Here is a 22639-nt window from a genome sequence, read left to right on the forward strand (position 1 = left end):
CAAATCGAAGCCGCTCATCCATGAGCCCAATCTCTCGCCAAACCATCGCCGGTCCTCCCGGCGGACAAGAAAACCGTCACCCATGCAATCGGTCCATCCTGTTACCTATCTATCCGGTTCGGACAGCCAGGCATTTCTCCCCGTAAAGTGACGGGGAGAAAGACGCTGTCGCCGAGGATTTCGCCAATTGTCGACGTGGCAGAATGAGCGCCGGCCTCCCGGCCGGTTCCCTTCTCCCCGTCGCTATACGGGGAGAAGGTGGCGGCAGCAGGATGAGGGGCGGCACCAACCTCCGCAAGAATTCGTCACATCCCCGTCAGATCACTCATCAGCCCGGACGCCACCGACAGCCGCGACACGGTGATGTCGCCGCCCTCGGTCAGCGCCTGCAGCCGCTCGCGGATGCGCGCCACCCGCTCGCCGCCGGCTTCCAGCCAGGCGGCCACCGGATCGGCCGCCTTGGCATGACTGGTGAGCGCGGCGACCGCGATGCCGCGCCGCGCCGCGCCGATCGTGTCGGTGGCGCGCGACAGCGCGAGTTGGTCGTAATAATCCGACGGCGTGATCGAGCGCGCGGCGTCCTCGACGCGCGGGATGCGGAAGGCATCGCTGACGGCGAAGAACGCCTTGGCGGCCGCGACGATGTCGGCACCGGCCGTGCGCGCCGTCAGCGCGATATCGGGGATCAATTCCGCCACTTCGCTCAGCGCCAACTGCTCGGCCAGCCTTTCCGGCGCACCGGCCTTGAACAGCCCGTGCCGCTTCTCCTCGATCCGCTCGCGCGAGAAAGCCGGCAGCAGCGAAACGAGCTTGGGCTCCAGCGCCTTGCGCGCCTCCTGCAGTTCGGCGATGCGCTGGCCGAGCGGCGCCGTGCCGGTATCGTTCTTCAGGTACCAGCCGCTGCTCATGTAGATCAGCCGGCTGACGATCTGGTAGAGATCGAGCTGCACCTGGCCGTCGATCTGGTTGTCGAGCGCGTCGATCTCGCGATAGAGCGCCGGCAGCGCGAAGCCGTCGCGCACCACGGCGAAGGTGCGCACCACATCGGCGGCGGTGCGGCCCGTGGCCTCCTGCAGCCTGTTGACGAAGGACGGACCGCCGCGATTGACCAGGTCGTTGGCGACGACACGGGCGATGATCTCGCGGCGCAGCCTGTGACCATGGATCTCGGTGGCGTATTTCTTCGCCATCCGGTCCGGGAAATAGCCCATCAGATCACGGTCGAAATGCGCGTCATCAGGCACGTCGCTGACGACGATGTCGGAAAACAGCACGATCTTGGCATAGGCAAGCAGCACGCCGAGCTCGGCCCTGGTCAGCGGTTCGCCGCGCGCCTCGCGTTCGGCGAGCGCGGCCGGCGAGGGCAGTGTCTCGACCGCACGATCGAGCAAGCCGCGCGCTTCGAGCGCGGACATGAACCGGGCCTGATGCGCGATGTCGGCGAGGCCACGCTTGCGGGCAATGGAAAGCGCCAGCGTCTGCTCGTAATTGTTGGACAGCACCAGCCCGCCGACCTCGTCGGTCATCTCGGCCAGCAGCTTGTTGCGTGCCGGACGCGTCAACGATCCCTTGCGCATGGCGGATGCCAGCGCGATCTTGATGTTGACCTCGACGTCGGAGCAGTTGACGCCGCCGGAATTGTCGATGGCATCGGAATTGCAGCGGCCGCCATTCATGCCGAACTCGATGCGCGCCCGCTGCGTCACACCCAGATTGGCGCCCTCGCCGATCACCTTGGCGCGCACGTCGAGCGCGGTGATGCGGATGGCGTCGTTGGCCCGGTCGCCGACATCCGCATTGGTTTCGGTCGAGGCCCGCAGATAGGTGCCGATGCCGCCGAACCACAAAAGGTCGACCGGCGCCTTGAGGATGGCGGTCATGATCTCGGCCGGCGTGGCGGTCGTCTTGGCAAGGCCGATCGCCGCCGCCGCGGCCGCCGGCAAGGTGATCGACTTCTGGCTGCGCGAGACGATGATGCCGCCTTCCGACAGCTTGGTCTTGTCATAATCCTGCCAGCTCGACCGTGGCAGCGCGAACATGCGCTGGCGCTCGGCAATAGAGGCCTCCATGTCGGGATCTGGATCGATGAAGATGTCGCGATGGTCGAAGGCGGCGATCAGCCTCGTTTTTGGCGACAACAACATGCCGTTGCCGAACACGTCGCCGGACATGTCGCCGACGCCGACGACGGTGAAGGGCGAGGTCTGGATGTCGCGGTTCATCTCACGGAAATGCCGCTTCACCGCTTCCCATGCGCCCTTGGCGGTGATGCCCATCTTCTTATGGTCGTAGCCGGCCGAGCCGCCGCTGGCGAAAGCATCGTCCAGCCAGAAACCATGGTTTTCGCTGATGGCATTGGCGGTGTCGGAGAAGGTCGCCGTGCCCTTGTCGGCGGCGACGACGAAATAGGGGTCGTCCTGGTCGCGGCGCACCACGCCAGCCGGCGGAATGACACCGTCCAGCCCGATATTATCCGTGATCGACAGCAGGCTGGAGACGAAGTTCTTGTAGGCCGAGGTGCCGGCCTCGAAGATCGCGTCGCGGCCGGCGCTCATCGGCAGTTTCTTGGGATAGAAGCCGCCCTTGGCGCCGACGGGCACGATGACGGCATTCTTGACTTGCTGCGCCTTGACCAGGCCAAGCACTTCGGTGCGGTAGTCCTGGGCGCGGTCCGACCAGCGCAGGCCGCCACGCGCCACCGGGCCGAAGCGCAGATGCAGCCCCTCGACCTCGGAGCCGTAGACGAAGATCTCGCGCCACGGTCGCGGCGCCGGCAATCCCTCGACCGCTTGCGAGTCGAGCTTGATCGCCAGCGATTGACCCTTCTGTTTCGTATCGGCAACGAAATGATTGGTGCGCAGCGAGGCTTCGATCAAATTGAGATAGCGGCGGATGATGGTGTCATCATCGATGTTGGGCACATCTTCCAAGGCATCCTTGATCTTGGCCTTGAGGTGCTTCGCCGCCACCGCGCCTTCCGTCTCCGCCGTCGGCCCAAGCCGGGCGATGAAAAGCTCGTGCAGACCGCGCGCGATCTCCGGGTAGCGGTTAAGCGCGGCGGCGATGAAATCCTGGCTTTGCGGAATGCCGACCTGCTGCAGATAGCGGCCATAGGCGCGCAGGATGGTGATTTCTTCAGACCACAGGCCGGCGGTCTGGGCAAGGCCGTTATAGCCGTCATTGTCGACGTCGCCGCGCCAGACCGACAGGAATGCGTCCTCGAACAGCGCGCCGCCATCGGCAAGATCGATCGGCTTGCCGTAGCTGTTCTCCAGCTCCATGTCGTGGATGAAGACCATGCCCGTCGCGTCGTCGCCGACCTCGAACGTACGCTCGCTGATCACCCGAAAACCGATATTTTCCAGCACCGGCACCCGCCGCGACAGCGCCACCGGGCTGCCATGATGATAGATCTTCAGCGCAGCCTGGTGCGGCTTCTGCTCGCCATGGCGATAATAGTCGATGGCGATCGGGTTGGCGGCGCTGATCCTGGCGATGCGCCCAGCATCGACCAGCGCCACCGCCGCGCTGAACGAATCGCGGTAGCTTTCCGGCAGCCTTGCGGCAATGGCTTTCAACGCCGGGTCGCTGCCGCTAGCCTCAGCCGCCTCGGAAAGGGCGTCCTCCCAGGTGCGGACGATATCGCGGATCGCCGCTTCGATCGTCGCCTGCTCGACCTTGGGCGTCTTGCCGCCGGAGCGGCCGATGATGAAGTGGACACGCGCCAGCCCGCCTTCCGGGAAGGCCGGGTAATAGGCCGACAGCCGGCCTTCGAACACGGTCTTGAGATAGGTGCCGACCTTCTCGCGTACCACGCTGTCGTAGCGGTCGCGCGGCACGAAGACGAGGATCGAGACGAAGCGGTCGAACTGGTCGGCGCGCACCAGCGCCCTGACCCGCGGCCGCTCGATCAGGCCGAGGATGGCCGCGGCGTGCTTCCTTAGGATCGGCACCGGCACCTGGAACAATTCGTCGCGCGGATAGCTCTCCAGCACATTGATCAGCGCCTTGCCGGAATGGTCGTGCCGGTCGAAACCGGATTTGGCGATAATGGTTTCGGCCTTGGACCTGAGATACGGGATTTTCATCACCGAGCGCGTGTAGGCGGTCGAGGTGAACAGGCCGACGATGCGCAGTTCGCCCGACAACGCGCCCTTGGTGGTGTAGGTCTTGACGCCGATGTAATCGAGATAGATGCGGCGGTGCACGGAAGACTTGGCATTGGCCTTGGTGACGATCAACGGCTCCGGCCCGTGCAGGAAGGCGCGAATCTCAGGCGTTGTCGTCACCGCTTCAGTGCCGCGCCTGAGCACCAGCACGTCGGGATCGGACAGGATACCAAGCCCGGGCTTGTCGGCGCGCTCCAGCGTGCCGCTTTCCTCGCCGCCGGTATATTTGAACTCGCGCATGCCGAGGAAGGTGAAATTGTCGTCGCGCAGCCACTCCAGGAAGGCGATCGCCTCTGCAACGCTCTTCTTGTCGAGCGGCACAGCCGAATAGCGGAACTCCGAGATCGCCTGATCGAGCCGGGCCAGCATCGGTTTCCAGTCGTTGACGGCCGCATGCACTTGGCCAAGCATCTTGCGCAGCCGCTCGGCCAAGGCGTTTGCCGCCTCCGCGGTCAGCCGCGGGATATGGACGTGGATGACGCTCAGCCGGTCGTGGCTGCCGTCGTCCTTGGCGAAATTGCCGTCGCCGAGGATTTCCTCAACCCCGCCTTTGCCATGGCGCACCGTGATGACCGGATGGGTAACCAAGGTTGGCTCGCCGGCGGTCTCGGTGATCTCACCGAGGATGGAATCGAACAGAAACGGCATATTGTCGTTGACGACCGTTATGACCGTCATCGGCCTGCCTTCGCGGGCGACGCCGGAATCGCTCTCGACGGCAACGACGCACTCGCTTTTCTTGTGACGGGCTACCGCCTGGCCGGCGAGGTCGGCGGCGCGTTCCAGGTCACCCACTTGATAAGCGGCGATGTCTTCCGCCGGCGCACGGGCGAGCAGGTAATCGGCAAGCCTGGCTGGCCTGTCCTCCGTCTTCGCCGCCGCCGTTGCCCTCTTCTTCGACTTAGCTGCGGATTTCACGCTGGCCATGACGCTTCTTGCCTCCCGTCGTATGCTTTTGTGACTATGGTAGCAGATGACCGCCATTTGGCGACAAAGGTTTGACGGCTTGCCAAGAATTCTGGAATTCGGCGGCAAGGCATCGCCCGACGAGGAGAAACGAACCATGACCGGCAAAATCACCGCGCTTGATCTCGATACGGGGGAACTGAGCGAGCCGACAAAAGCCTATTTCGCCAAATGCGAGGAGAAGCTCGGGCTCGTTCCCAACGTGCTGAAGGCCTATGCCTTCGACGACAAGAAGCTGCGCGCCTTCACCGACATGTACAACGACCTGATGCTCGGCGATTCCGGCCTGTCGAAGCTGGAGCGCGAGATGATCGCGGTCGCCGTCTCCTCCATCAACCAGTGCTACTACTGCCTGACCGCGCATGGCGCGGCGGTGCGGCAGCTGTCCGGCGACCCTTCGCTCGGCGAGATGATGGTGATGAATTTCCGCGCCGCCGATCTTTCGCCGAGACAGACGGCAATGCTCGAATTCGCCGTCAAGCTGACCGAGGAACCGGCCAAGATCGTCGAGGTCGACCGGGCCACGCTTCGCAAGGCCGGCTTCAGCGACCGCGACATGTGGGACATCGCCTCGACGGCTGCCTTCTTCAACATGTCGAACCGGGTGGCGGCGGCGATCGACATGCGCCCGAATGACGAATACCACGCCATGGCAAGGTGAAGAACCGGGTCTCCAACCAGATTACATATTAGCAATCTCTCATTCTAATTGCGTGTTTGCCTTTTTGGCCCGATGATGGTGGGGCGGCACGGCCGCATGCCGGTTCGATGCCGCTGAACAAGGAGGAGAACATGGCGAAATTTCTCTATGTATATCATGGCTCCGGCAAGATGCCTGCGACCGAGGCCGAGCGGAAAGCCGCGATGGACGCCTGGAATGGCTGGTTCGGAAAGCTGGGCTCGGCGGTGGTCGACGGCGGCAATCCGGTCGGCATGTCCAAGACCGTGCTGCCGGGCGGCAAGGTCGAGAACAATGGCGGCAGCAATCCGACCGGCGGCTATTCGATCATCGAGGCCAAGGACATCGACGATGCCGCCGACAAGGCCAAGGGCTGCCCGATGCTGGCCATGCCGAACTGCAGCATCGAGATCGCGCCTATCATCGAAATGATGTAATGGGCGCGCCGCGCGTGCGACGCGGTAAAGCGCGACAAGACAAATCGCCGGCGCTGCCCCTCACCTGCCTGCCGGCATCCTCTCCCCGTATAGTGACGGGGAGAGGACGCTCTCATCGACGATTTCGCCGATCGCCAGCGTTGCTGAAAAAACGCCGAGGTTGCGGCCAGCCTCCTTCTCCCCGTCGCTATACGGGGAGAAGGTGCCGGCAGGCGGATGAGGGGCAGCGCCGGCGGTCGAAGAATGGATTGAGCCGAGCGCGCCCTCCCATCGAGCGCTCTTACGGGCGCTCGAAAGCAACGATCCGGGGCTGGCGCGGCGCCACGCCTTCGACATCGTCGCCCTGCGCGACAAGGTGGGACGTGTCGAGGAGTTTCCCGATGTCGCCGTGCCCAAGCAGGCGGTTGGAGAGACGACGGAAACCGCGACAGCGTTGGAACTCTGGCTTGGGTTCGAAATGCCGACATCGCTCCGGCTCGATCGTCTGCTCGCCAACGGACTCGGTATCTCGCGATCAAGGCTTCAGGCGCTGGAAGAGTGACGATTGCTGCTCGTCGATCCAGGCGGCGCAAAAGCCCTGCGCAAGCCGGCCCGCGAGGGAACGACATTGCGTACCGACCTGACCGGCGAACCTGATCGGCAGGTCATTATCGCGGCAGCCCTCGGATGAAAATGAAAAAGGGGCGGCGCACTGGTGTGCCCCACCCCTTTTCAAATGGAGGAACGGAAATTACGCCGCGCCGACTGCCTTGGCCGACTTCTCGAAGCGCTTGCGCTCGTTGGGGTCGAGATAGAGCTTGCGGAGGCGGATGGTCTTCGGCGTCACCTCGACCAGTTCGTCGTCCTGGATCCAGGCCAGCGCGCGTTCCAGCGTCATGCGGATCGGCGGCGTCAGCTTGACCGCCTCGTCCTTGCCGGCGGCGCGGATGTTGGTGAGCTTCTTGCCCTTCAGCACGTTCACTTCGAGGTCGTTGTCGCGGGAATGGATGCCGATGATCATGCCCTGATAGACCTTCACGCCCGGATCGATGACCATGGGGCCGCGGTCTTCCAGGTTCCACATGGCGTAGGCGACCGATTCGCCCTGCTCGTTGGAGATCAGCACGCCGTTCGTACGGCCGGGCAACTCGCCCTTGTAGGGCTCATAGGCGTGGAACAGCCGGTTCATCACGGCGGTGCCGCGCGTGTCGGTCAAAAGTTCCGACTGGTAGCCGATCAGGCCACGCGTCGGCGCGTGGAAGACGATGCGCTGGCGGTTGCCGCCCGACGGACGCAGTTCGACCATCTCGGCCTTGCGCTCCGACATCTTCTGCACGACGACGCCGGCATGCTCCTCATCGACGTCGATGACGACTTCCTCGACCGGCTCAAGCAGTTCGCCGTTCTCGCCCTTCTGCATGACGACGCGCGGACGCGACACGGCGATCTCGAAGCCTTCGCGGCGCATCGTCTCGATCAGCACGGCGAGCTGCAATTCGCCGCGGCCGGAAACGAAGAACGAATCCTTGTCGGGCGATTCCTCGATCTTGAGCGCGACATTGCCTTCGGCCTCGCGCAGCAGCCGGTCGCGGATGACGCGGCTGGTCACCTTGTCGCCTTCGGTGCCGGCCAGCGGACTGTCATTGACGAGGAAGGACATGGTCACGGTCGGCGGATCGATCGGCTGCGCATGCAGCGCCTCGGTCACGCTCGGGTCGCAGAACGTGTCGGCGACGGTGCCCTTGGACAGACCGGCAATGGCGACGATGTCGCCCGCCTGGGCTTCCTCGATCGGCTGGCGCTCGAGGCCGCGGAAAGCGAGGATCTTGGAAATGCGGCCGGTTTCGATCTGGGTGCCGTCATGGTGCAGCACCTTGACCGGCTGGTTGGCCTTCAGCGTGCCGCTCTCGATGCGGCCGGTGATGATGCGGCCAAGGAAGGGATTGGCCTCCAGGATGGTACCGATCATCCGGAACGGACCGGGGTGCACGGTCGGCGCCGGCACATGCTTGATGACGAGATCGAACAGCGGCGCGAGCTGCTGGTCCTTGGGGCCTTCCGGATTTTCCGACACCCAGCCGTCGCGGCCTGAACCGTAGAGGATCGGGAAATCGAGCTGCTCGTCGGTGGCGTCGAGCGCGGCGAAAAGGTCGAACACCTCGTTGACCACTTCGACATGGCGGGCGTCCGGCCGGTCGATCTTGTTGATGACGACGATCGGCCGCAGGCCGACCTTGAGCGCCTTGCCGACGACAAACTTGGTCTGCGGCATCGGGCCTTCGGCGGCATCGACCAGCACGATGGCCGAATCCACCATCGACAGGATTCGCTCGACCTCGCCGCCGAAATCGGCGTGGCCGGGCGTGTCGACGATGTTGATGCGCGTATCCTTCCAGTCGACCGAGGTCGCCTTGGCGAGGATGGTGATACCGCGCTCCTTTTCCAGGTCGTTGGAATCCATGGCGCGCTCGGCGACGCGCTGGTTGTCGCGGAAGGAGCCGGACTGCTTCAGAAGCTGGTCGACAAGGGTAGTCTTTCCATGGTCGACGTGCGCGATGATCGCGATATTACGGAGTTTCATGTTCAGGTCTCGGGAGCGTTGCAGGCAGCTGGCCAAAGGCGCTGCCTCTTTCGGTTGCGCGGCTCATACAAGGTTTTTCGCATTTGCGAAAGAGGACGCACGACACCAAATCCTCATCAAATCTTAAGCATCCTCGTGTGAAATGATTTTGTTAACCAAGGCGGGAACCTTTCATGGCCCGGGCAGTTCGAACGTGATGACCGATAAACTCAACCGTTTTTGGCCGCTCGTCGGATTCGCGGCCTTCGCCACGCTGCTGGCGGCCAACGCCGCGCAGTCGGCCGCGGCGCTGAAGGAAGCACGGCCTGTTCTTCCGACAGATACCTCTTCGGCCCAGCAGGTCTTCGCCGACGCGCCTGATGGCGTTGACCCCGTGGTGACCGGCCCGGTCAGCGCCGCCTTCAAGCAGCGCCAGGACGCCGCCAATTGCGACGGCGCCGTCTGGCCGAACATTCCAATGGTCTGCTACCCGGATTGACGGCTGCTTCAACGGCCGTCCCAGGTCGCCTCACGCAGAGCGCACAGGGTCGAGCGTGACCTTGTAAAGCTCGTTGTCGTCACGATCCATCAACCGCACCGTCAGCTGCTCGGCGGCGCCGGATATATCGACCAGGCCGAAGAACTGCAGCCCGGCTGACGGCGGCAGGTTCTGGCCCTGCTCCGCGGTCGGCGCCTTGATGAACTTCAGTTCGGGGCCAAAGGTCATGTCGAAATCGTTAGGACCGAAGGTGCCGGCGTGGATCGGGCCGGAGACGAACTCCCAGAACGGGTTGAAATCCTGGAACTGCGCCTTGTCCGGATTGTAGTAATGCGCCGCCGTGTAATGGACGTCGGCGGTGAGCCAGACGGTGTTGGTGATGCCGGCGTTCTTGATGTAGCGCAACAGGTCGGCGAATTCGAGTTCGCGGCCTTTCGGCGCGCCATTGTCGCCATTGCTGACCGCTTCGGCGCCAACCTTTTTGGTGCCGTCGTCCCAGACCACGAGGCCGAGCGGCATGTCGGCGGCGATGATCTTCCAGGTCGCCTTCGAGTTCGTCAACTCGCGCTTCAGCCACTTCGTCTGCTGTTCGCCGAGCATGCGCGACTGCGGCGTCATGGTGTCCTCCATGTCGGGGCCGTTGGGGCCGCGATAGGAGCGCATATCGAGGAAGAACACGTCGAGCAGCGGTCCGTGAGCGATCTTGCGATAGACACGACCCGGCTCCGATGGCTCGTAGCGGATGGTTGTCATCTCGTGGAAGGCGCGCGCGGCGCGGGCCGCCAGCACGTGGATGGATTTCTCCTTGTAGCGATCGTCGGCGCTGAGGTTCTTCGAATCCGACCAGTTGTTCAGCACTTCATGGTCGTCCCACTGGTAGAAAGTCGGGCAGATGGCGCTGAGTTCCAGCACGTTCTTGTCCATCATGTTGTACTTCCACTGGTCGCGATATTCGTCCAGCGTCTCGGCCACCTTGCGCTTGCCGTCGATGAGAACGACGTTCTTCCACTTGCCGCCGCCGGGCAGGTCGACTTCGTCCTTCATCGCGCCATCGGCATAAATGGTGTCGCCCGAATGCAGGAAAAAGTCCGGCGTATGCTTGGCGATGGTGGAGTAGGTCTTCATGCCGGTCTCGTCGATGCCCCAGCCCTGGCCGGCGGTATCGCCCGACCAGGCGAAGCGCACGTCGCGCTTCGAGGACGGCGCGGTGCGGAAACGACCGACGATCGGCTCGGAGACGGCATTGATGTCGGAAAGATCGGCCGCCGACATGCGGTAGAAGATGTCCTGGTCGGAGGCGAGGTCGGTGAGCAGCCGCTTGACCGTATAGTCGCTGGCCGGCGACGTATCGAGCGGCGCCAGCTTCGTCGCATTGGCGAAGCTTTCCGTGGTCGATACTTCGAACATGACGCGCGCGGGGCGGTCGGTGCGGGTCCAGACCATGCCGCTGACGGCGTCGACATCACCGGACTGGACGCCATGGGTGAAGGCCGGACGCTGGCTGGCGCGGGAATAATAGGGCAATGCGAGCCCCGAGGCGCCGAGCAGACCGGCCGCGCTGGCCGAAGTGACGAAGGCGCGGCGGGTCATCGATAACTTCTTCATGGCTGTCTCCTGGATGGCTTTGAACGATGCCACCAAGCTCTGGCCTGAATGTTTCAAGCACATTTCGGAACCATGAAGTTTTGACAACAGTGCCAATCTCCCCCTCGAGGGGGAGATGTCGCCGAAGGCGACAGAGGGGGTCGCCTCGCGTGAAGTGCTAACCTTCATCTGCCGCGGGACGTCGGCGTCCGGTCGGACCGACCCCCTCTGGCCGCTTTTGCGGTCATCCCCCTCAAGGGGGGAGACTGGCGTCCCGCCTCAAGCCGCTTGCGCCTCGGGATCGAACGCCGGCCTGTCGGTGTTGATCAAAAGCGAGATACACGCCGCCGCGATCGCCGTCATGCCGGCGATCAGGAAGGCCAGCTCGTAGTTGCCCTGCAGCTCGCGCATCGTGCCGCCGAAGGCAGCGGCGGTGGCAGCCCCGACCTGATGGCCGGCGACGATCCAGCCGAACACGATCGGCCCACTGCGATCGCCGAAAGCCTCGTTGGCGAGCCGTAGCGTCGGCGGCACGGTGGCGATCCAGTCGAGGCCGTAGAGCACCGCGAAAATGATCAGGCTTGTCGCCGAGAAGCCGGAATAGGGCAGGTAGATCAACGACAGGCCACGGATGGCATAATAGACGCCGAGCAGCTTGCGCGGGTCGTAACGGTCGGTGAGCCAGCCTGATAGCGTCGTGCCGATCAGGTCGAAAATGCCCATCATCGACAACAGGCCGGCGGCCTGCACCTCGCCGATGCCCATATCGCCGCAGAAGGCGATCAGATGTGTGCCGACCAGCCCGTTGGTGGTGAAACCACAGACGAAGAAAGTGGCGAACAGATACCAGAACACCCTTGTGCCGGCGGCGCGGCGCAACGTGTTGAGCGTGTGCGCCAGGAAATTGCCCTGCGAAGCGGGCGAAACCGGTGGCACGTCGTCGGCTCCGGCGCCATAGCGAACCATACCGATCGAGGCCGGACGCTCGGGCACCAGCAGCCAGACCAGGGGCAGAAGGCAGGCGGTGGCGACCGCGACCGCGATTGCGACCGGCTTCCAGCCGCCCGACTGTGCCAGGGAAGCGATCAGCGGCAGGAAAATCAGCATGCCGGTGGCGCTGGAGGCCGACATTAGCCCCATGACCAGGCCGCGATTGGTCTTGAACCAGCGGTTGACGATGGTGGCGCCGAGCACGCTGGCGACGGCGCCGGAGCCGATGCCGGAGAAGACGCCCCAGGTGATGAACAGGTGCCACGGCTTGGTCATAAGCAGACTGAGCGCGGTCGAGGCCGACATCACCACCAGGGCGGCAAGCAGCGTGCGCCGCAGCCCGATCCGCTCCATCAGCGCGGCCGCGAACGGACCGGTGAGGCCATAGAGCAGGATGCCGACGCCAGCCGCCAGCGAAATGACATCGCGCCGCCAGCCAAAACTGTTTTCGAGCGGCAGCATCATGACGGCGGGCGCGGAACGCAAGCCGGCCGCGATCAGCAGGCAGAGGAAGATGACGCCGACCACGACGAAAGCGTAGCGCTGGCCAAATGGACGGGATTGGGCTACCATGTTACTTACCGGTACGTTGCAAGATGGGAGCATGTATACGTACCGATCGGTAACATTGTCAATCGAGTCCCATGATGCCAACTGACAAAAATATTGAACTGGCCATCAGCGACGGTCATGCATCGGCGCCGCCGAAGGCCGCCAAGAAGATCCTCGACGTGGCCTATGAGCTGTTCTACCGGCGCGGCATAAGAGCGATCGGTGTCGACGAGATCGTCAAGCGCGCCGGCGTCACCAAACCGAGCCTCTATCGCAGCTTCCCCTCCAAGGACGAACTGGCCGCGTCCTATCTCAGGCAATACGACCTTGAGTTCTGGGAGCGCTTCGATGAGGCCGTCGATGCGCATCCGGGCGATCCGCGCGCACAGATCATTGCCTTCCTCACCCGCGTCGGCAAGCGCACGCAGAAACCGGACTTTCGCGGCTGCGGCATGACCAATGCGGCCGTCGAATATCCCGAGCGTGGCCATCCGGCACGCGTGGTGAGCGAGGAGAACAAGCAGGAACTGCGTCGCAGGCTGCGTACCATGGCTGCGGCGATGGGCGCGCAAGACGCCGATACGCTGGGCGACGGGCTGCTGCTGCTCATCGAGGGCGCCTATATCAGCGGCCAGCTGTTCGGCCTCGGCGGCCCGGCGCAATCGGTCGCCCGCAACGCCGACCTGCTGATTGAGGCAAGCGTGAAGAAATAAGACTTTCAGGCGCTGGCGCAGCCCCTCACCTGCCTGCCGGCATCCTCTCCCCGTATAGGACGGGGAGAGGGGCGCTCTCATCATCGATTTCGCCAATCGACGGCGTTGCAACGAGAGCGCCGAGGTAGCGGACGTCCGCTTCTCCCCGTCACTATATACGGGGAGAAAGTGCCGGCAGGCGGATGAGGGGCAGCGCAGACGAGACGCGGAGCTTCGCCTGCGGCAAGGACAGGCACGCCGTCATCGGCGATGTGCCGCCCTTCGGCCGGGTCGATAATTAGCCTACTTGCTCGCCTTGGCGCGGTCGACCGCGTCCATGATCATCTTCTTGGCGTATTTGGAATCGTGCCAGCCCTCGATCTTGACCCATTTGCCGGGCTCGAGATCCTTGTAGTGCTCGAAGAAGTGCTGCACCTGATGGCGGGTGATCTCGGGCAGATGCGTGTATTCGGTGACGTTCTCGTAACGCAGCGTCAGCTTCGGCGACGGCACGGCGATGACCTTCTCGTCCTGGCCGGCATTGTCTTCCATGATCAGGACGCCGATCGGCCGCACATTGATGACGCAGCCCGGCACCAGCGCGCGCGTGTTGCAGACCAGCACGTCGATCGGATCGCCGTCGCCCGACAGCGTGTGCGGCACGAAGCCGTAATTGCCGGGATAGCGCATCGAGGTGTGCAGGAAGCGGTCGACGAACAGCGTGCCGGCCTCCTTGTCCATCTCGTACTTGATCGGCTCGCCGCCGATCGGCACCTCGATGATGACGTTGACGTCTTCAGGCGGATTCTTTCCGGTGGCTATGGCTTCGATGCGCATGGCTTTGTCCCTCTCTCGGTTGGGAGACCGATAGCGGGCGGCGCAAAATGGCGCAATGCGGCGAATGGTGTTCACGTATGTCAGGCGAGACGCGATTGGCGTTCGACGCGTTCAACAATCAGCACAAGATGTTTCAGCGTCGTGATTTTTGCGCGGGATGCCTCCTGTAGGCTTCGCCTTCCGAGATTATCCCTCGGCAGTCACTCCCAGACGAAAGCGACCTTCTTCAGCGCTTTCTGCTCGAAGATCTCGACGCCTTCGGCAATGTCGCGGCCGCCGGCGCCGGCATAGAAAGCCAGCGCGTTCTGATTGTCTTCCAGCGCCCACACCACCATGCCTTTCAGGCCATGGTCGGTGAGACGTGCCCTGGCTGCCGAAAACAGCCGCCGGCCAAGACCGATGCCCTGATATTCCGGGCGCAGGTACAATTCGTAGATCTCGCCCTGCTGCTTGAGTTCCCGGGCGCGGTTCTTGCCGATCGTCGCATAGCCGGCGATCGTACCGCCGATCTCGACCACTAGGACGGTCGCGGCGCGGCGAATCGCATTCGCCCACCAGTCGGCGCCGCGGCGGTTGATCATCGATGTCAGCGTGCGATGCGGAATGATCCCGCTATAGGCGCCACGCCAGGCCTCGAGATGCACTTCGGCGATGGCGCCGGCGTCGCGCGGTTCGGCTTTGCGGATGTCGATCGTCAGCGTATTCATGATTTGTTAACCATAAACCCGCATCGCGCGATTGCAAAGAGTCAGGGCGGCCCGCCGACCGCTTTCTTGCAATCGGTCCCGACACTGCTGACATTGGACAAAGCCATCTGAGAACGCGTTCAGCCGAGACGCATGACGTGGTTTTCGAGAACCGAAGCGCGGCGGGCGGGCTTTTCAGATTTCGACCAGATGGTCGTCGAGCTCGTTGGTATCGTCCGGCGTGACCGGGAAGTGTTCGGCCAGCACTGCCCCCACCTGCTCGATCGCCTTGACGAAACCGTCGGCAAGCCGGTCGTCGCCGGCATGCGCGGTGAGATCCCGCACGACGCCATCCCAGACATGCTGGCCGACCTTTGCGTCGATACCCGAATCGGCGACCACCTCTGCATAGCGTTCGGCGATCGAGACGAAGATCAGCACGCCGGTGCGCGCCGTGGTGCGATGGACGTTGCGGGCAAGGAACTGCTTGAGCGCGTTGGCGTGTGCCGCCTGATAGCGCAGCCGCCGTGGCACCATATGGATGCGCAGGGCGGGCAGCGCCCACAACAGCGTCAGCACGCTGGCCAGCGCCAGAAGTTCGGCGATGACGAAATGCGGCAGGCGGATGGCGAGCCACCATGCCTCCAGCCCATAGGCGACGGCGAGGCTGACGATCAGCATGCCGAGTGTCGCCATCAAGGCGGCGGGGGAGAAATAGCCGTCGCTGGCACGCGCCACGACGCAGTAGATTTCGCCATCGGTCCTGGCCTCCGCGGCGCGGATCGCGTCGGCGATGCGTTCATGATCCTGCGGGCTGATCGGTCGTGTCGCCATGCCGTTGCCTCACCAGCCTCCTGACGAACCGCCGCCGCCGGACGAACCGCCGCCGCCCGAAAAACCGCCGCCACCGCCACCCGAAGACCAGCCACCGCCGGAACTTCCGGAAGACCAGCCACCACCGGATGAGGAGCGCCGGCCAGGCTCGAAGGTCATGCCGAGCCAGCGATAACGGCCCGGCCCGAGTTTCTGGCCGAAGATCGGCGGCAGGACGGAAGCCGCGATGCCGCCGAAGAAAATGATCGCCCAGATGCCAATGAAGATGGCGAAGAACAGGTTGTCGGAATTGAACGGCGCCTGCTGGTTGCGCTTGCCTCGCGCTTCCAGTTCCTCCGGATTGCCTTCCAGCACCATGACCATGTCGTCGACGGCCTTGCTGATGCCACCGGAGAAGTCGCCGGCGCGGAAGGCCGGCACCATGTCGTTCTCGATGATCAGCTTGGTGTGCAGGTCGGTCAGCGTGCCTTCCAGCCCGTAGCCGACCTCGATGCGCATCTTGCGGTCATTCGGCGCGACCAGCAGCAGGACGCCGTTGTTCTCCTTGGCCTGGCCAAGCTTCCAGAAGCGGAACAGCCGGTTGGCGTAGGGCTCGATCTCCTCGCCGCCGAGGCTCGGGATGGTGGCGACGACGATCTGGTCGGAACCCTTTTTCTCGAAATCGGCGAGCTTCTGCGTCAACGCTGCTTTGGTGCCGGCATCGATGATGCCGGCGTAGTCGACGACACGCCCGGTGAGGGCGGGAAGATCGGCGGCGAAGACGGTGAGGGGCAGAAGGAGGAGGCAGAGAAGAAGGCCAAGAGTGTTTAGGCAAGCGTTCCTTCGCGCCCCCCTCTGTCCTGCCGGACATCTCCCCCTCAAGGGGGGAGATCGGCCGTAACCACGACCTTCGCCAATCGCCGACATTGCAAGCAGAGCGCCGCCTGCGAAATTGCCAATCTCCCCCCTTGAGGGGGAGATGTCCGGCAGGACAGAGGGGGGTATCAACACGCCAGCGGTCCGTCTTCGCAGAATCAGATGGTAGTCGTTCACCCGCCCTGCTTCGTGCTCGTGCCGAAATCGACCTTCGGCGGCTGCATCTTGTCTTCGGCGACGGTGAAATTGGCGAAGGGCTCGTTGCCGCGGAACCAGAGTGTCGCCCACAGCACCGACGGGAACGTCCTCAGGGTCAGGTTGTAGTCCCTGACCGCCTGGATGTAGTCGCGCCGCGCCACCGCGATGCGGTTCTCCGTGCCTTCGAGCTGTGCCTGCAGCGCCAGGAAGTTCTGGTTGGCCTTGAGGTCGGGATAGGCCTCGGACACGGCGATCAGCCGCGACAGCGCGCTGGTCAGCCCTGCCTGGGCATCCTGGAACTTCTTGAAGGCCTCCGGATCCTTCAGCGTTTCCGGCGTCACGGTGATCTGCGTTGCCTTGGCGCGCGCCTCGACAACCGCGTCGAGCGTGTCTTTTTCGTGCGCGGCGTAGCCTTTGACCGTCTCCACCAAATTGGGGATGAGATCGGCGCGCCGCTGGTACTGATTCAGCACCTCGCTCCAGGCCGCCTTGGCGTTTTCTTCCGCCGTCGGGATCGTGTTGTAGCCGCAGCCGGCGAGCAGCGGCAACACGATTGCCATCATCAGGAAGGCGGGCAGCGTACGGAATATCGATGGTCGGGCAAGGCGCTGGGCAGACATGATGGGTCCCTCGGTAGAAGTTGCATGCGAAGCATTATCACAATCGGCGCGCAAGAAAACGGCTTCGACGGGATGGCTGTCGGCACGGTTACCCTCGGCTGCAAGCCCCTGTGATTGCCCGCGCGAACACGATAAGGTTCGGTCGAAACGGGACATCATCATGGCGGAACGCCAAGACAGCGACACGGAATCGCGCCGTATTCTCGAGCGCGTCGCGCGCGAGACCGATCCGGCCGGCAACTCCTTCGTGGCGAGGACGACGAAAGGCATGCGCGACCATGTCGCGGCGGCCGACGCCGACCGCTCGGACCCAATCGAGGTCTGGGGCACCCGCGTTGGCAGGATACTCGGACTGCTTCTGGCGCTGGGCCTGATGGTCTGGCTCGTGCTTTTCCTCACCCGGGGCAGCTAGGAATCAAAAAGAGAATGAGCGCCGAAAAACCCGACGCACCGCGTGCGGTCATCGTCATTTCCAGCCATGTCGCCCGCGGGTCAGTCGGAAACCGCGCCGCAGTGTTCGCCCTGGAGACACTGGGCTTTCCGGTCTGGGCCGTTCCCACGATCATCCTGCCCTGGCACCCCGGCCATGGGCGGGCGACACGCATCGTGCCGCCGCTCGACCAGTTCAAGGCGCTGATGGCCGACCTCGAGCGGGCGCCATGGCTGGGCGAGGTCGGCGCGGTGCTGTCGGGCTATCTCGGTGAGGCCGGTCAAGCCGAAGCCGTCGCGTCACTGGTCGCCGCGGTGAAGGCAAGGACACCCGGCGCCGTCTATATCTGCGATCCGGTGATGGGCGATTCGGGCGGCCTCTATGTGCCCGAGCCCACCGCCGCCGCCATGCGCGACCGGCTGATGCCGATCGCCGATATCGCCACGCCCAACCGCTACGAACTGGAATGGATGGCCGGCGCGCCGCTGCCCGACCTGAAATCCGTGATCTCGGCCGCGCTCCATGCCGGCCCATCGACGATGCTGGTCACTTCGGCACAGTCGATGATGACTGGCGGAACCGGCAATCTGCTGCTCGACGGCAACCAGGCGCTGCTCGCCGAGCATCGCCTCATCGACAAGCCGCCGAACGGCCTTGGCGACCTCACGGCGGCCGTCTATCTGGCGCGCATCCTCTCCGGTCAGCCGCCGATTAAGGCGCTGCAGTCGACCACGGCGGCGGTCTACGAGATCCTGGCGCGCACCGCCAAGCGCGGCGGCGACGAATTGCAGCTCGAAACCGATTCGCAGAGCCTGTCGCACCCGATGGCGATGGTGCAGCTTCGCCACCTCACGCATCCCGGGCGGGACCGCCGGGCTTGACCACGGCCACCGTCGTGCTTGTCGGCGCCGACGGCTGCAAGGCCGGCTGGATCGCGGTGCGGCGCGATCCGGATGCGGCGCCTTCGGTGAAGGTCTTTGCCAGCTTCGCGGCGCTGCTTGCGGCAGTTCCCGACGACGCAATTGTCGCCGTCGACATGCCGATCGGCCTGCCCGAGTTTTCGAGCAAGGGCGGGCGCGGACCGGAGGCTCAGGTCAGGCCGTTGCTGGGGGCACGCCAGTCCAGCGTGTTTTCGATCCCGTCCCGCGCCGCGTTTTATGCGGACATGCCTGGTACGCCGCGCATATCAGGGCAAGCGAGGTCGCCAAGGCTACCTCTGATCCGCCGCGCGGCGTTTCGATCCAGGCCTTTGGCATTTTTTCGAAGATCCGCGAGATCGACACCTTGCTGATCGCACGGCCCGATCTGCGCGGCCGTGTCTTCGAATCGCATCCGGAAGTGGCGTTCTGCCGGTTGAATGGCGATCAGGCCATGAGTTTGCCGAAGAAGATCAAGGGCAGCATCAATCCGGCCGGCATGGCGGAACGGAAGGCGCTGCTCTGCCGCCACGGCTATGACATGGACTTCCTCGGCCAACCGCCGCCGCGCGGAGCGGCCGCCGATGATTTCCTCGATGCGGCGGTGATGATGCTGATCGCCGGCCGCATCGCCGGCGGCAAGGCCAGGCCGTTTCCGGACCCGCCGCTGGCCGACGGTTTTGGAATACCGGTCGCCATCTGGGCATGACAGTGTCGGCGGACGTCCGATTTTGGCGCATGGCATTTATGGCCAGCCCCCGCAATTCTGCATTGCTCGTTATAGGCTTTTGCCGCTAGAGCCTTTCTCGACCGCAACGCATCGGCCTGAAAACCGAATTCGGGTTTCGGAAAGCACGATGCGTAAAGCAGAATTTGAGCTGCCGCCTCCAACACGGAAAGCCGCCTATGCCTCATCTTCCCGACCACCTTCTCGCCGGTTATCGCAATTTCATGAACGGCCGCTACCTCACAGAGAGCGGCCGCTATCGCGAGCTCGCGCGCGAAGGGCAGGCGCCGGAGACGATGATCGTGGCCTGTTGCGATTCGCGCGCGGCGCCCGAGGCGATCTTCGACGCCGGACCCGGCGAACTCTTCGTGCTGCGCAATGTCGGCAACCTGGTGCCGCCCTACGCGCCGGACGGCGAGTTCCATTCGACCTCGGCCGCGCTCGAATTCGCGGTGCAGAGCCTCAAGGTCAAGAACATCGTCGTCATGGGCCATGGCCGCTGCGGCGGCATCCGTGCCGCGCTCGACACCACGTCCGCGCCGCTGTCTCCCGGCGATTTCATCGGCAAGTGGATGAGCCTGATCGCGCCGGCCGCGGAGACCGTCGCCTCCAGCACATTGATGACGGCGACGGAGCGCCAGACGGCGCTGGAGCGCATCTCGATCCGCTATTCCATCGCCAATCTCAGGACCTTCCCTTGCGTCTCGATCCTGGAGGGCAAGGGGCGACTGTCGTTGCACGGGGCCTGGTTTGACATTTCGACCGGCGAGCTCTGGGCGATGAACAAGGAGACCGGCGATTTCGAGCGGCCGGTGCTGGAATGAACGGGACGGCGCGCCAGCTGTCGAACGTCCGGTCGGTCGGTCTCACGGCGGCCGCACTGCTGGCTGCGATTTCGGCCGCACGCGCTGACGACGGCGCCATCATCAACCGTTGGTATTCGGCGCTGCTGGTCGCCGACCGCACCGAACTTTCCGAGCTGCTCGCCGACGACGTCCGCATCAAACTCGACGACCTCGGCGTCGTCCAGAGCAAACAGGAATTCATCGTCTCGATCGACGAATGGAAGAGCGCGGTTGCCGGCGCTGCGATCCGTCACCGGATCGAGAAGAGCGAGGGCGGCGTCACCACGGTGATCGCCTGCTACGACTTCCCCGACAACGACATGCTGATGCAGGAAACCTTCGCGGTGACCGACAACCGCATCACCGCCAGCTCGCAGGCGGCAATCGCCGAAAACTGCGACGGCTACTGAGGCAGACCGGCCGACTGTCATATTGCGGGCTCACGAGCCGCGCCCTACATCGGTGACACCCTCCCTTTGACGCCAGCGAAAGACCCTCCATGTCCTCCACGAAAGCCGTCGACCTCGCCGCCCATCCGCTGACCGCGTGGCAGGGGCCGCTCGGCCTGCCTGATTTCGCCCATATCGGCGACGGCGACTTTTCCCCGGTCTTCGACGCGGCGCTGCAGGCGCATGAGGCGGAGATCGACGCGATCGCCTCCAATAAGGATGCACCGACGATCGAGAACACGCTTCAGGCGCTGGAACTCGGCGGCGAGGCGCTCGATCACGTCTCGTCGATCTTCTGGTGCCGCGCAGGCGCCTACACCAACGAGACCATCCAGGCGCTGGAGCGCGACATTTCGCCGAAGATGTCGAGGCATTTCTCGGCGATCTCGATGAATGAAAAGCTGTTTGTCCGCATCGACGACCTCTACCAGCGCCGCGAGAGCCTGGGGCTCGATGCCGAGACCCTGCGCGTGTTGGAAAAAACCTGGAAAGGTTTCGTCCGCTCCGGTGCGAAACTGGACGCCGAAGGCAAGAAACGGCTGGCCAGAATCAATGAAGAGCTATCGTCGCTCGGCACGACTTTCGGCCAGAATGTGCTGGCCGACGAGCGCGACTGGGCGCTGTTTCTCGACGAGGCCGACCTCGCCGGCCTGCCGGACTTTCTGAGGAGCGCCATGGCCGAAGCAGCCGAGACGCGCGGCCAGAAGGGCCGTTACGCCGTCACCCTCTCGCGCTCGATCTACGAGCCGTTCACGACCTTCTCGGAACGCCGCGACCTGCGCGAAATAGCCTTCCGCGCCTTCACCATGCGCGGCCAGAATGGCGGCGCCACCGACAACACATCCGTGGTGCGCGACATGCTGAAGCTGCGCGCCGAAAAGGCGAAACTGCTCGGCTATGCCTCCTTCGCCGCGCTGAAGCTCGACGATACGATGGCCAAGACGCCGGAGGCGGTGCATGCGCTGCTGGATCCGGTTTGGGAAAAGGCGCTGCAGAAGGCCGCCGCCGACCAGAAGGAACTGGAGCGGCTGGCCGCCGAGGCCGGCAGCAACGAAAAATTCGCCGCCTGGGACTGGCGTTTCTACCAGGAGAAGCTGCGCGCCGAGAAATTCGCTTTCGATGAGGCGGAACTGAAACCCTATCTGCAGCTCGACCGGGTCATCGACGCCTGCTTCGACGTGGCGACACGGTTGTTCGGCATCAGCTTCGAAGAGAAAAAGGGCATTGCCGCCTGGCATCCGGACGCGCGCGTGTTCGTGGTGAAAAATGCCGATGGCAGCGAGCGCGGCCTGTTCCTGGCCGATTATTTCGCGCGGCCCTCGAAGCGTTCCGGCGCCTGGATGAGCGCGCTGAAGTCCGGCTACAAGCTTGGCCACGGTTCGAAGCCGGTGATCTACAACATCATGAACTTCGCCAAGCCGTCCGTGGGCGAGCCCGCATTGCTGTCGGTCGACGAGGCGAAAACGCTGTTCCACGAATTCGGCCACGCGCTGCACGGCATGCTGACCGATGTCACCTGGCCTTCGGTCTCCGGTACCTCGGTCAGCCGCGATTTCGTCGAACTGCCCTCGCAGCTCTACGAGCACTGGCTGACGGTGCCGGCGGTGCTGGAGAAGCATGCGCTGCATGAGAAGACCGGTAAGCCGATGCCGAAGGCACTGCTCGACAAGATGCTGGCCGCGCGCACTTTTGGCGCCGGCTTCGCCACGGTCGAATTCACCGCCTCGGCGCTGATGGACATGGCGTATCACGCCAGGCCGGACGCGCCTGAAGCACCGCTTCGATACGAGGCCGAAACGCTGGAAAAACTGGACATGCCCGACACGATCGCGATGCGTCACCGCACCCCGCATTTCGGCCATGTCTTTTCAGGCGACGGCTACTCGGCCGGCTACTATTCTTACATGTGGTCCGAAGTGCTCGACGCCGACGCCTTCGCCGCCTTCGAGGAAACCGGCGATCCCTTCAATCCCGCTCTGGCCGAGCGGCTGCGGAAGAACGTCTACGCCGCCGGCGGCTCGAAGGATCCGGAAGAGCTCTACACCGCGTTTCGTGGCAAGATGCCTTCGCCCGATGCGATGATGATCAAGCGGGGGCTCGTATAGCGCTGGTAATCTCCTCCCTCGAGGGGGAG

Annotated in this window: 20 protein-coding genes and 1 pseudogene; 12 read left to right on the forward strand and 9 right to left on the reverse strand. The window is 63.9% G+C overall.

Annotated features, from left to right (window positions below):
- Positions 1-305 precede the first annotated feature (305 nt).
- The gene (locus tag FJ938_RS25665) at positions 306-5096 is read right to left on the reverse strand and encodes an NAD-glutamate dehydrogenase (RefSeq protein ID WP_140698708.1); all 4791 of its coding nucleotides are present in this window, start codon (positions 5094-5096) and stop codon (positions 306-308) included.
- A 136-nt stretch (positions 5097-5232) separates the two neighbouring features.
- On the opposite strand from FJ938_RS25665, the gene FJ938_RS25670 reads away from it, so the two are divergent.
- From FJ938_RS25670 to FJ938_RS30345, 4 genes are all read left to right on the forward strand, one after another.
- Positions 5233-5796, forward strand: a complete 564-nt coding sequence (locus tag FJ938_RS25670; RefSeq protein ID WP_140698711.1) for a peroxidase-related enzyme — start codon at positions 5233-5235, stop codon at positions 5794-5796.
- A gap of 131 nt (positions 5797-5927) precedes the next feature.
- Positions 5928-6251 (forward strand): YciI family protein, encoded by a 324-nt coding sequence (locus FJ938_RS25675; protein WP_140613560.1) that lies wholly within the window; start codon positions 5928-5930, stop codon positions 6249-6251.
- Between the two features lie 310 nt (positions 6252-6561).
- Entirely contained in the window at positions 6562-6792 is a 231-nt protein-coding gene (locus tag FJ938_RS30155) for a DUF1062 domain-containing protein (RefSeq protein ID WP_246673518.1), read from the forward strand.
- Positions 6793-6795: 3 nt separating this feature from the next.
- Complete coding sequence (locus tag FJ938_RS30345; protein ID WP_281407089.1) at positions 6796-6921, forward strand: hypothetical protein; 126 nt, start codon at positions 6796-6798, stop codon at positions 6919-6921.
- Positions 6922-6981: 60 nt separating this feature from the next.
- Here the strand turns inward: FJ938_RS30345 and typA are convergent, their stop codons facing one another.
- A complete protein-coding gene (typA, locus tag FJ938_RS25690) occupies positions 6982-8811 on the reverse strand; it encodes a translational GTPase TypA (protein ID WP_140698717.1) in 1830 nt (609 codons plus the stop codon).
- 196 nt (positions 8812-9007) lie between these two features.
- Between typA and FJ938_RS25695 the strand changes: the two genes are divergently transcribed.
- Entirely contained in the window at positions 9008-9289 is a 282-nt protein-coding gene (locus FJ938_RS25695) for a hypothetical protein (RefSeq protein ID WP_246673513.1), read from the forward strand.
- 30 nt (positions 9290-9319) lie between these two features.
- Here FJ938_RS25695 and FJ938_RS25700 read toward each other — a convergent pair whose 3' ends face one another.
- Positions 9320-10894 carry an alkaline phosphatase gene (locus tag FJ938_RS25700; protein WP_140698723.1) on the reverse strand — a complete coding sequence of 525 codons (1575 nt, stop codon included), beginning with the start codon at positions 10892-10894 and terminating at the stop codon, positions 9320-9322.
- A gap of 258 nt (positions 10895-11152) precedes the next feature.
- A complete protein-coding gene (locus FJ938_RS25705) occupies positions 11153-12436 on the reverse strand; it encodes an MFS transporter (protein ID WP_181169181.1) in 1284 nt (427 codons plus the stop codon).
- Between the two features lie 74 nt (positions 12437-12510).
- On the opposite strand from FJ938_RS25705, the gene FJ938_RS25710 reads away from it, so the two are divergent.
- Positions 12511-13128: a TetR/AcrR family transcriptional regulator gene (locus tag FJ938_RS25710; protein WP_140698729.1), complete on the forward strand. Its 618-nt coding sequence runs from the start codon at positions 12511-12513 to the stop codon at positions 13126-13128.
- Between the two features lie 282 nt (positions 13129-13410).
- Here the strand turns inward: FJ938_RS25710 and ppa are convergent, their stop codons facing one another.
- The 5 genes from ppa to FJ938_RS25740 form a co-directional block, all read right to left on the reverse strand.
- The gene (gene ppa, locus FJ938_RS25720; protein ID WP_140698732.1) at positions 13411-13944 is read right to left on the reverse strand and encodes an inorganic diphosphatase; all 534 of its coding nucleotides are present in this window, start codon (positions 13942-13944) and stop codon (positions 13411-13413) included.
- Between the two features lie 200 nt (positions 13945-14144).
- The gene (locus FJ938_RS25725) at positions 14145-14651 is read right to left on the reverse strand and encodes a GNAT family N-acetyltransferase (protein WP_140698735.1); all 507 of its coding nucleotides are present in this window, start codon (positions 14649-14651) and stop codon (positions 14145-14147) included.
- A gap of 174 nt (positions 14652-14825) precedes the next feature.
- On the reverse strand, positions 14826-15464 hold the full coding sequence (locus FJ938_RS25730) for a TPM domain-containing protein (RefSeq protein WP_140698737.1): 639 nt from the start codon (positions 15462-15464) through the stop codon (positions 14826-14828).
- A 9-nt stretch (positions 15465-15473) separates the two neighbouring features.
- On the reverse strand, positions 15474-16325 hold the full coding sequence (locus tag FJ938_RS25735; RefSeq protein ID WP_140698739.1) for a YgcG family protein: 852 nt from the start codon (positions 16323-16325) through the stop codon (positions 15474-15476).
- Positions 16326-16492: 167 nt separating this feature from the next.
- Entirely contained in the window at positions 16493-17137 is a 645-nt protein-coding gene (locus tag FJ938_RS25740; RefSeq protein WP_140613276.1) for a LemA family protein, read from the reverse strand.
- Between the two features lie 160 nt (positions 17138-17297).
- Here FJ938_RS25740 and FJ938_RS25745 point away from each other — a divergent pair, with 160 nt between their 5' ends.
- The 6 genes and pseudogenes from FJ938_RS25745 (at position 17298) to FJ938_RS25770 (ending at position 22610) form a co-directional block, all read left to right on the forward strand.
- Positions 17298-17549 (forward strand): hypothetical protein, encoded by a 252-nt coding sequence (locus FJ938_RS25745; protein ID WP_140613275.1) that lies wholly within the window; start codon positions 17298-17300, stop codon positions 17547-17549.
- Positions 17550-17563: 14 nt separating this feature from the next.
- Positions 17564-18448, forward strand: coding sequence for a pyridoxal kinase PdxY (gene pdxY / locus FJ938_RS25750; protein ID WP_140613274.1), 885 nt, complete (start codon positions 17564-17566; stop codon positions 18446-18448).
- Positions 18445-19193 (forward strand): annotated as a pseudogene (locus FJ938_RS25755) (DUF429 domain-containing protein). The gene pdxY and the pseudogene FJ938_RS25755 overlap by 4 nt, the downstream one beginning before the upstream one ends.
- Before the next feature lie 197 nt (positions 19194-19390).
- Complete coding sequence (locus tag FJ938_RS25760) at positions 19391-20035, forward strand: carbonic anhydrase (RefSeq protein ID WP_140613272.1); 645 nt, start codon at positions 19391-19393, stop codon at positions 20033-20035.
- Positions 20032-20466, forward strand: a complete 435-nt coding sequence (locus FJ938_RS25765) for a nuclear transport factor 2 family protein (RefSeq protein WP_140698741.1) — start codon at positions 20032-20034, stop codon at positions 20464-20466. The genes FJ938_RS25760 and FJ938_RS25765 overlap by 4 nt, the downstream gene beginning before the upstream one ends.
- 89 nt (positions 20467-20555) lie before the next feature.
- Complete coding sequence (locus FJ938_RS25770) at positions 20556-22610, forward strand: M3 family metallopeptidase (protein ID WP_140698743.1); 2055 nt, start codon at positions 20556-20558, stop codon at positions 22608-22610.
- Positions 22611-22639 lie beyond the last annotated feature (29 nt).

Source organism: Mesorhizobium sp. B2-4-14 (assembly GCF_006442155.1).
Classification (GTDB): Bacteria; Pseudomonadota; Alphaproteobacteria; order Rhizobiales; family Rhizobiaceae; genus Mesorhizobium.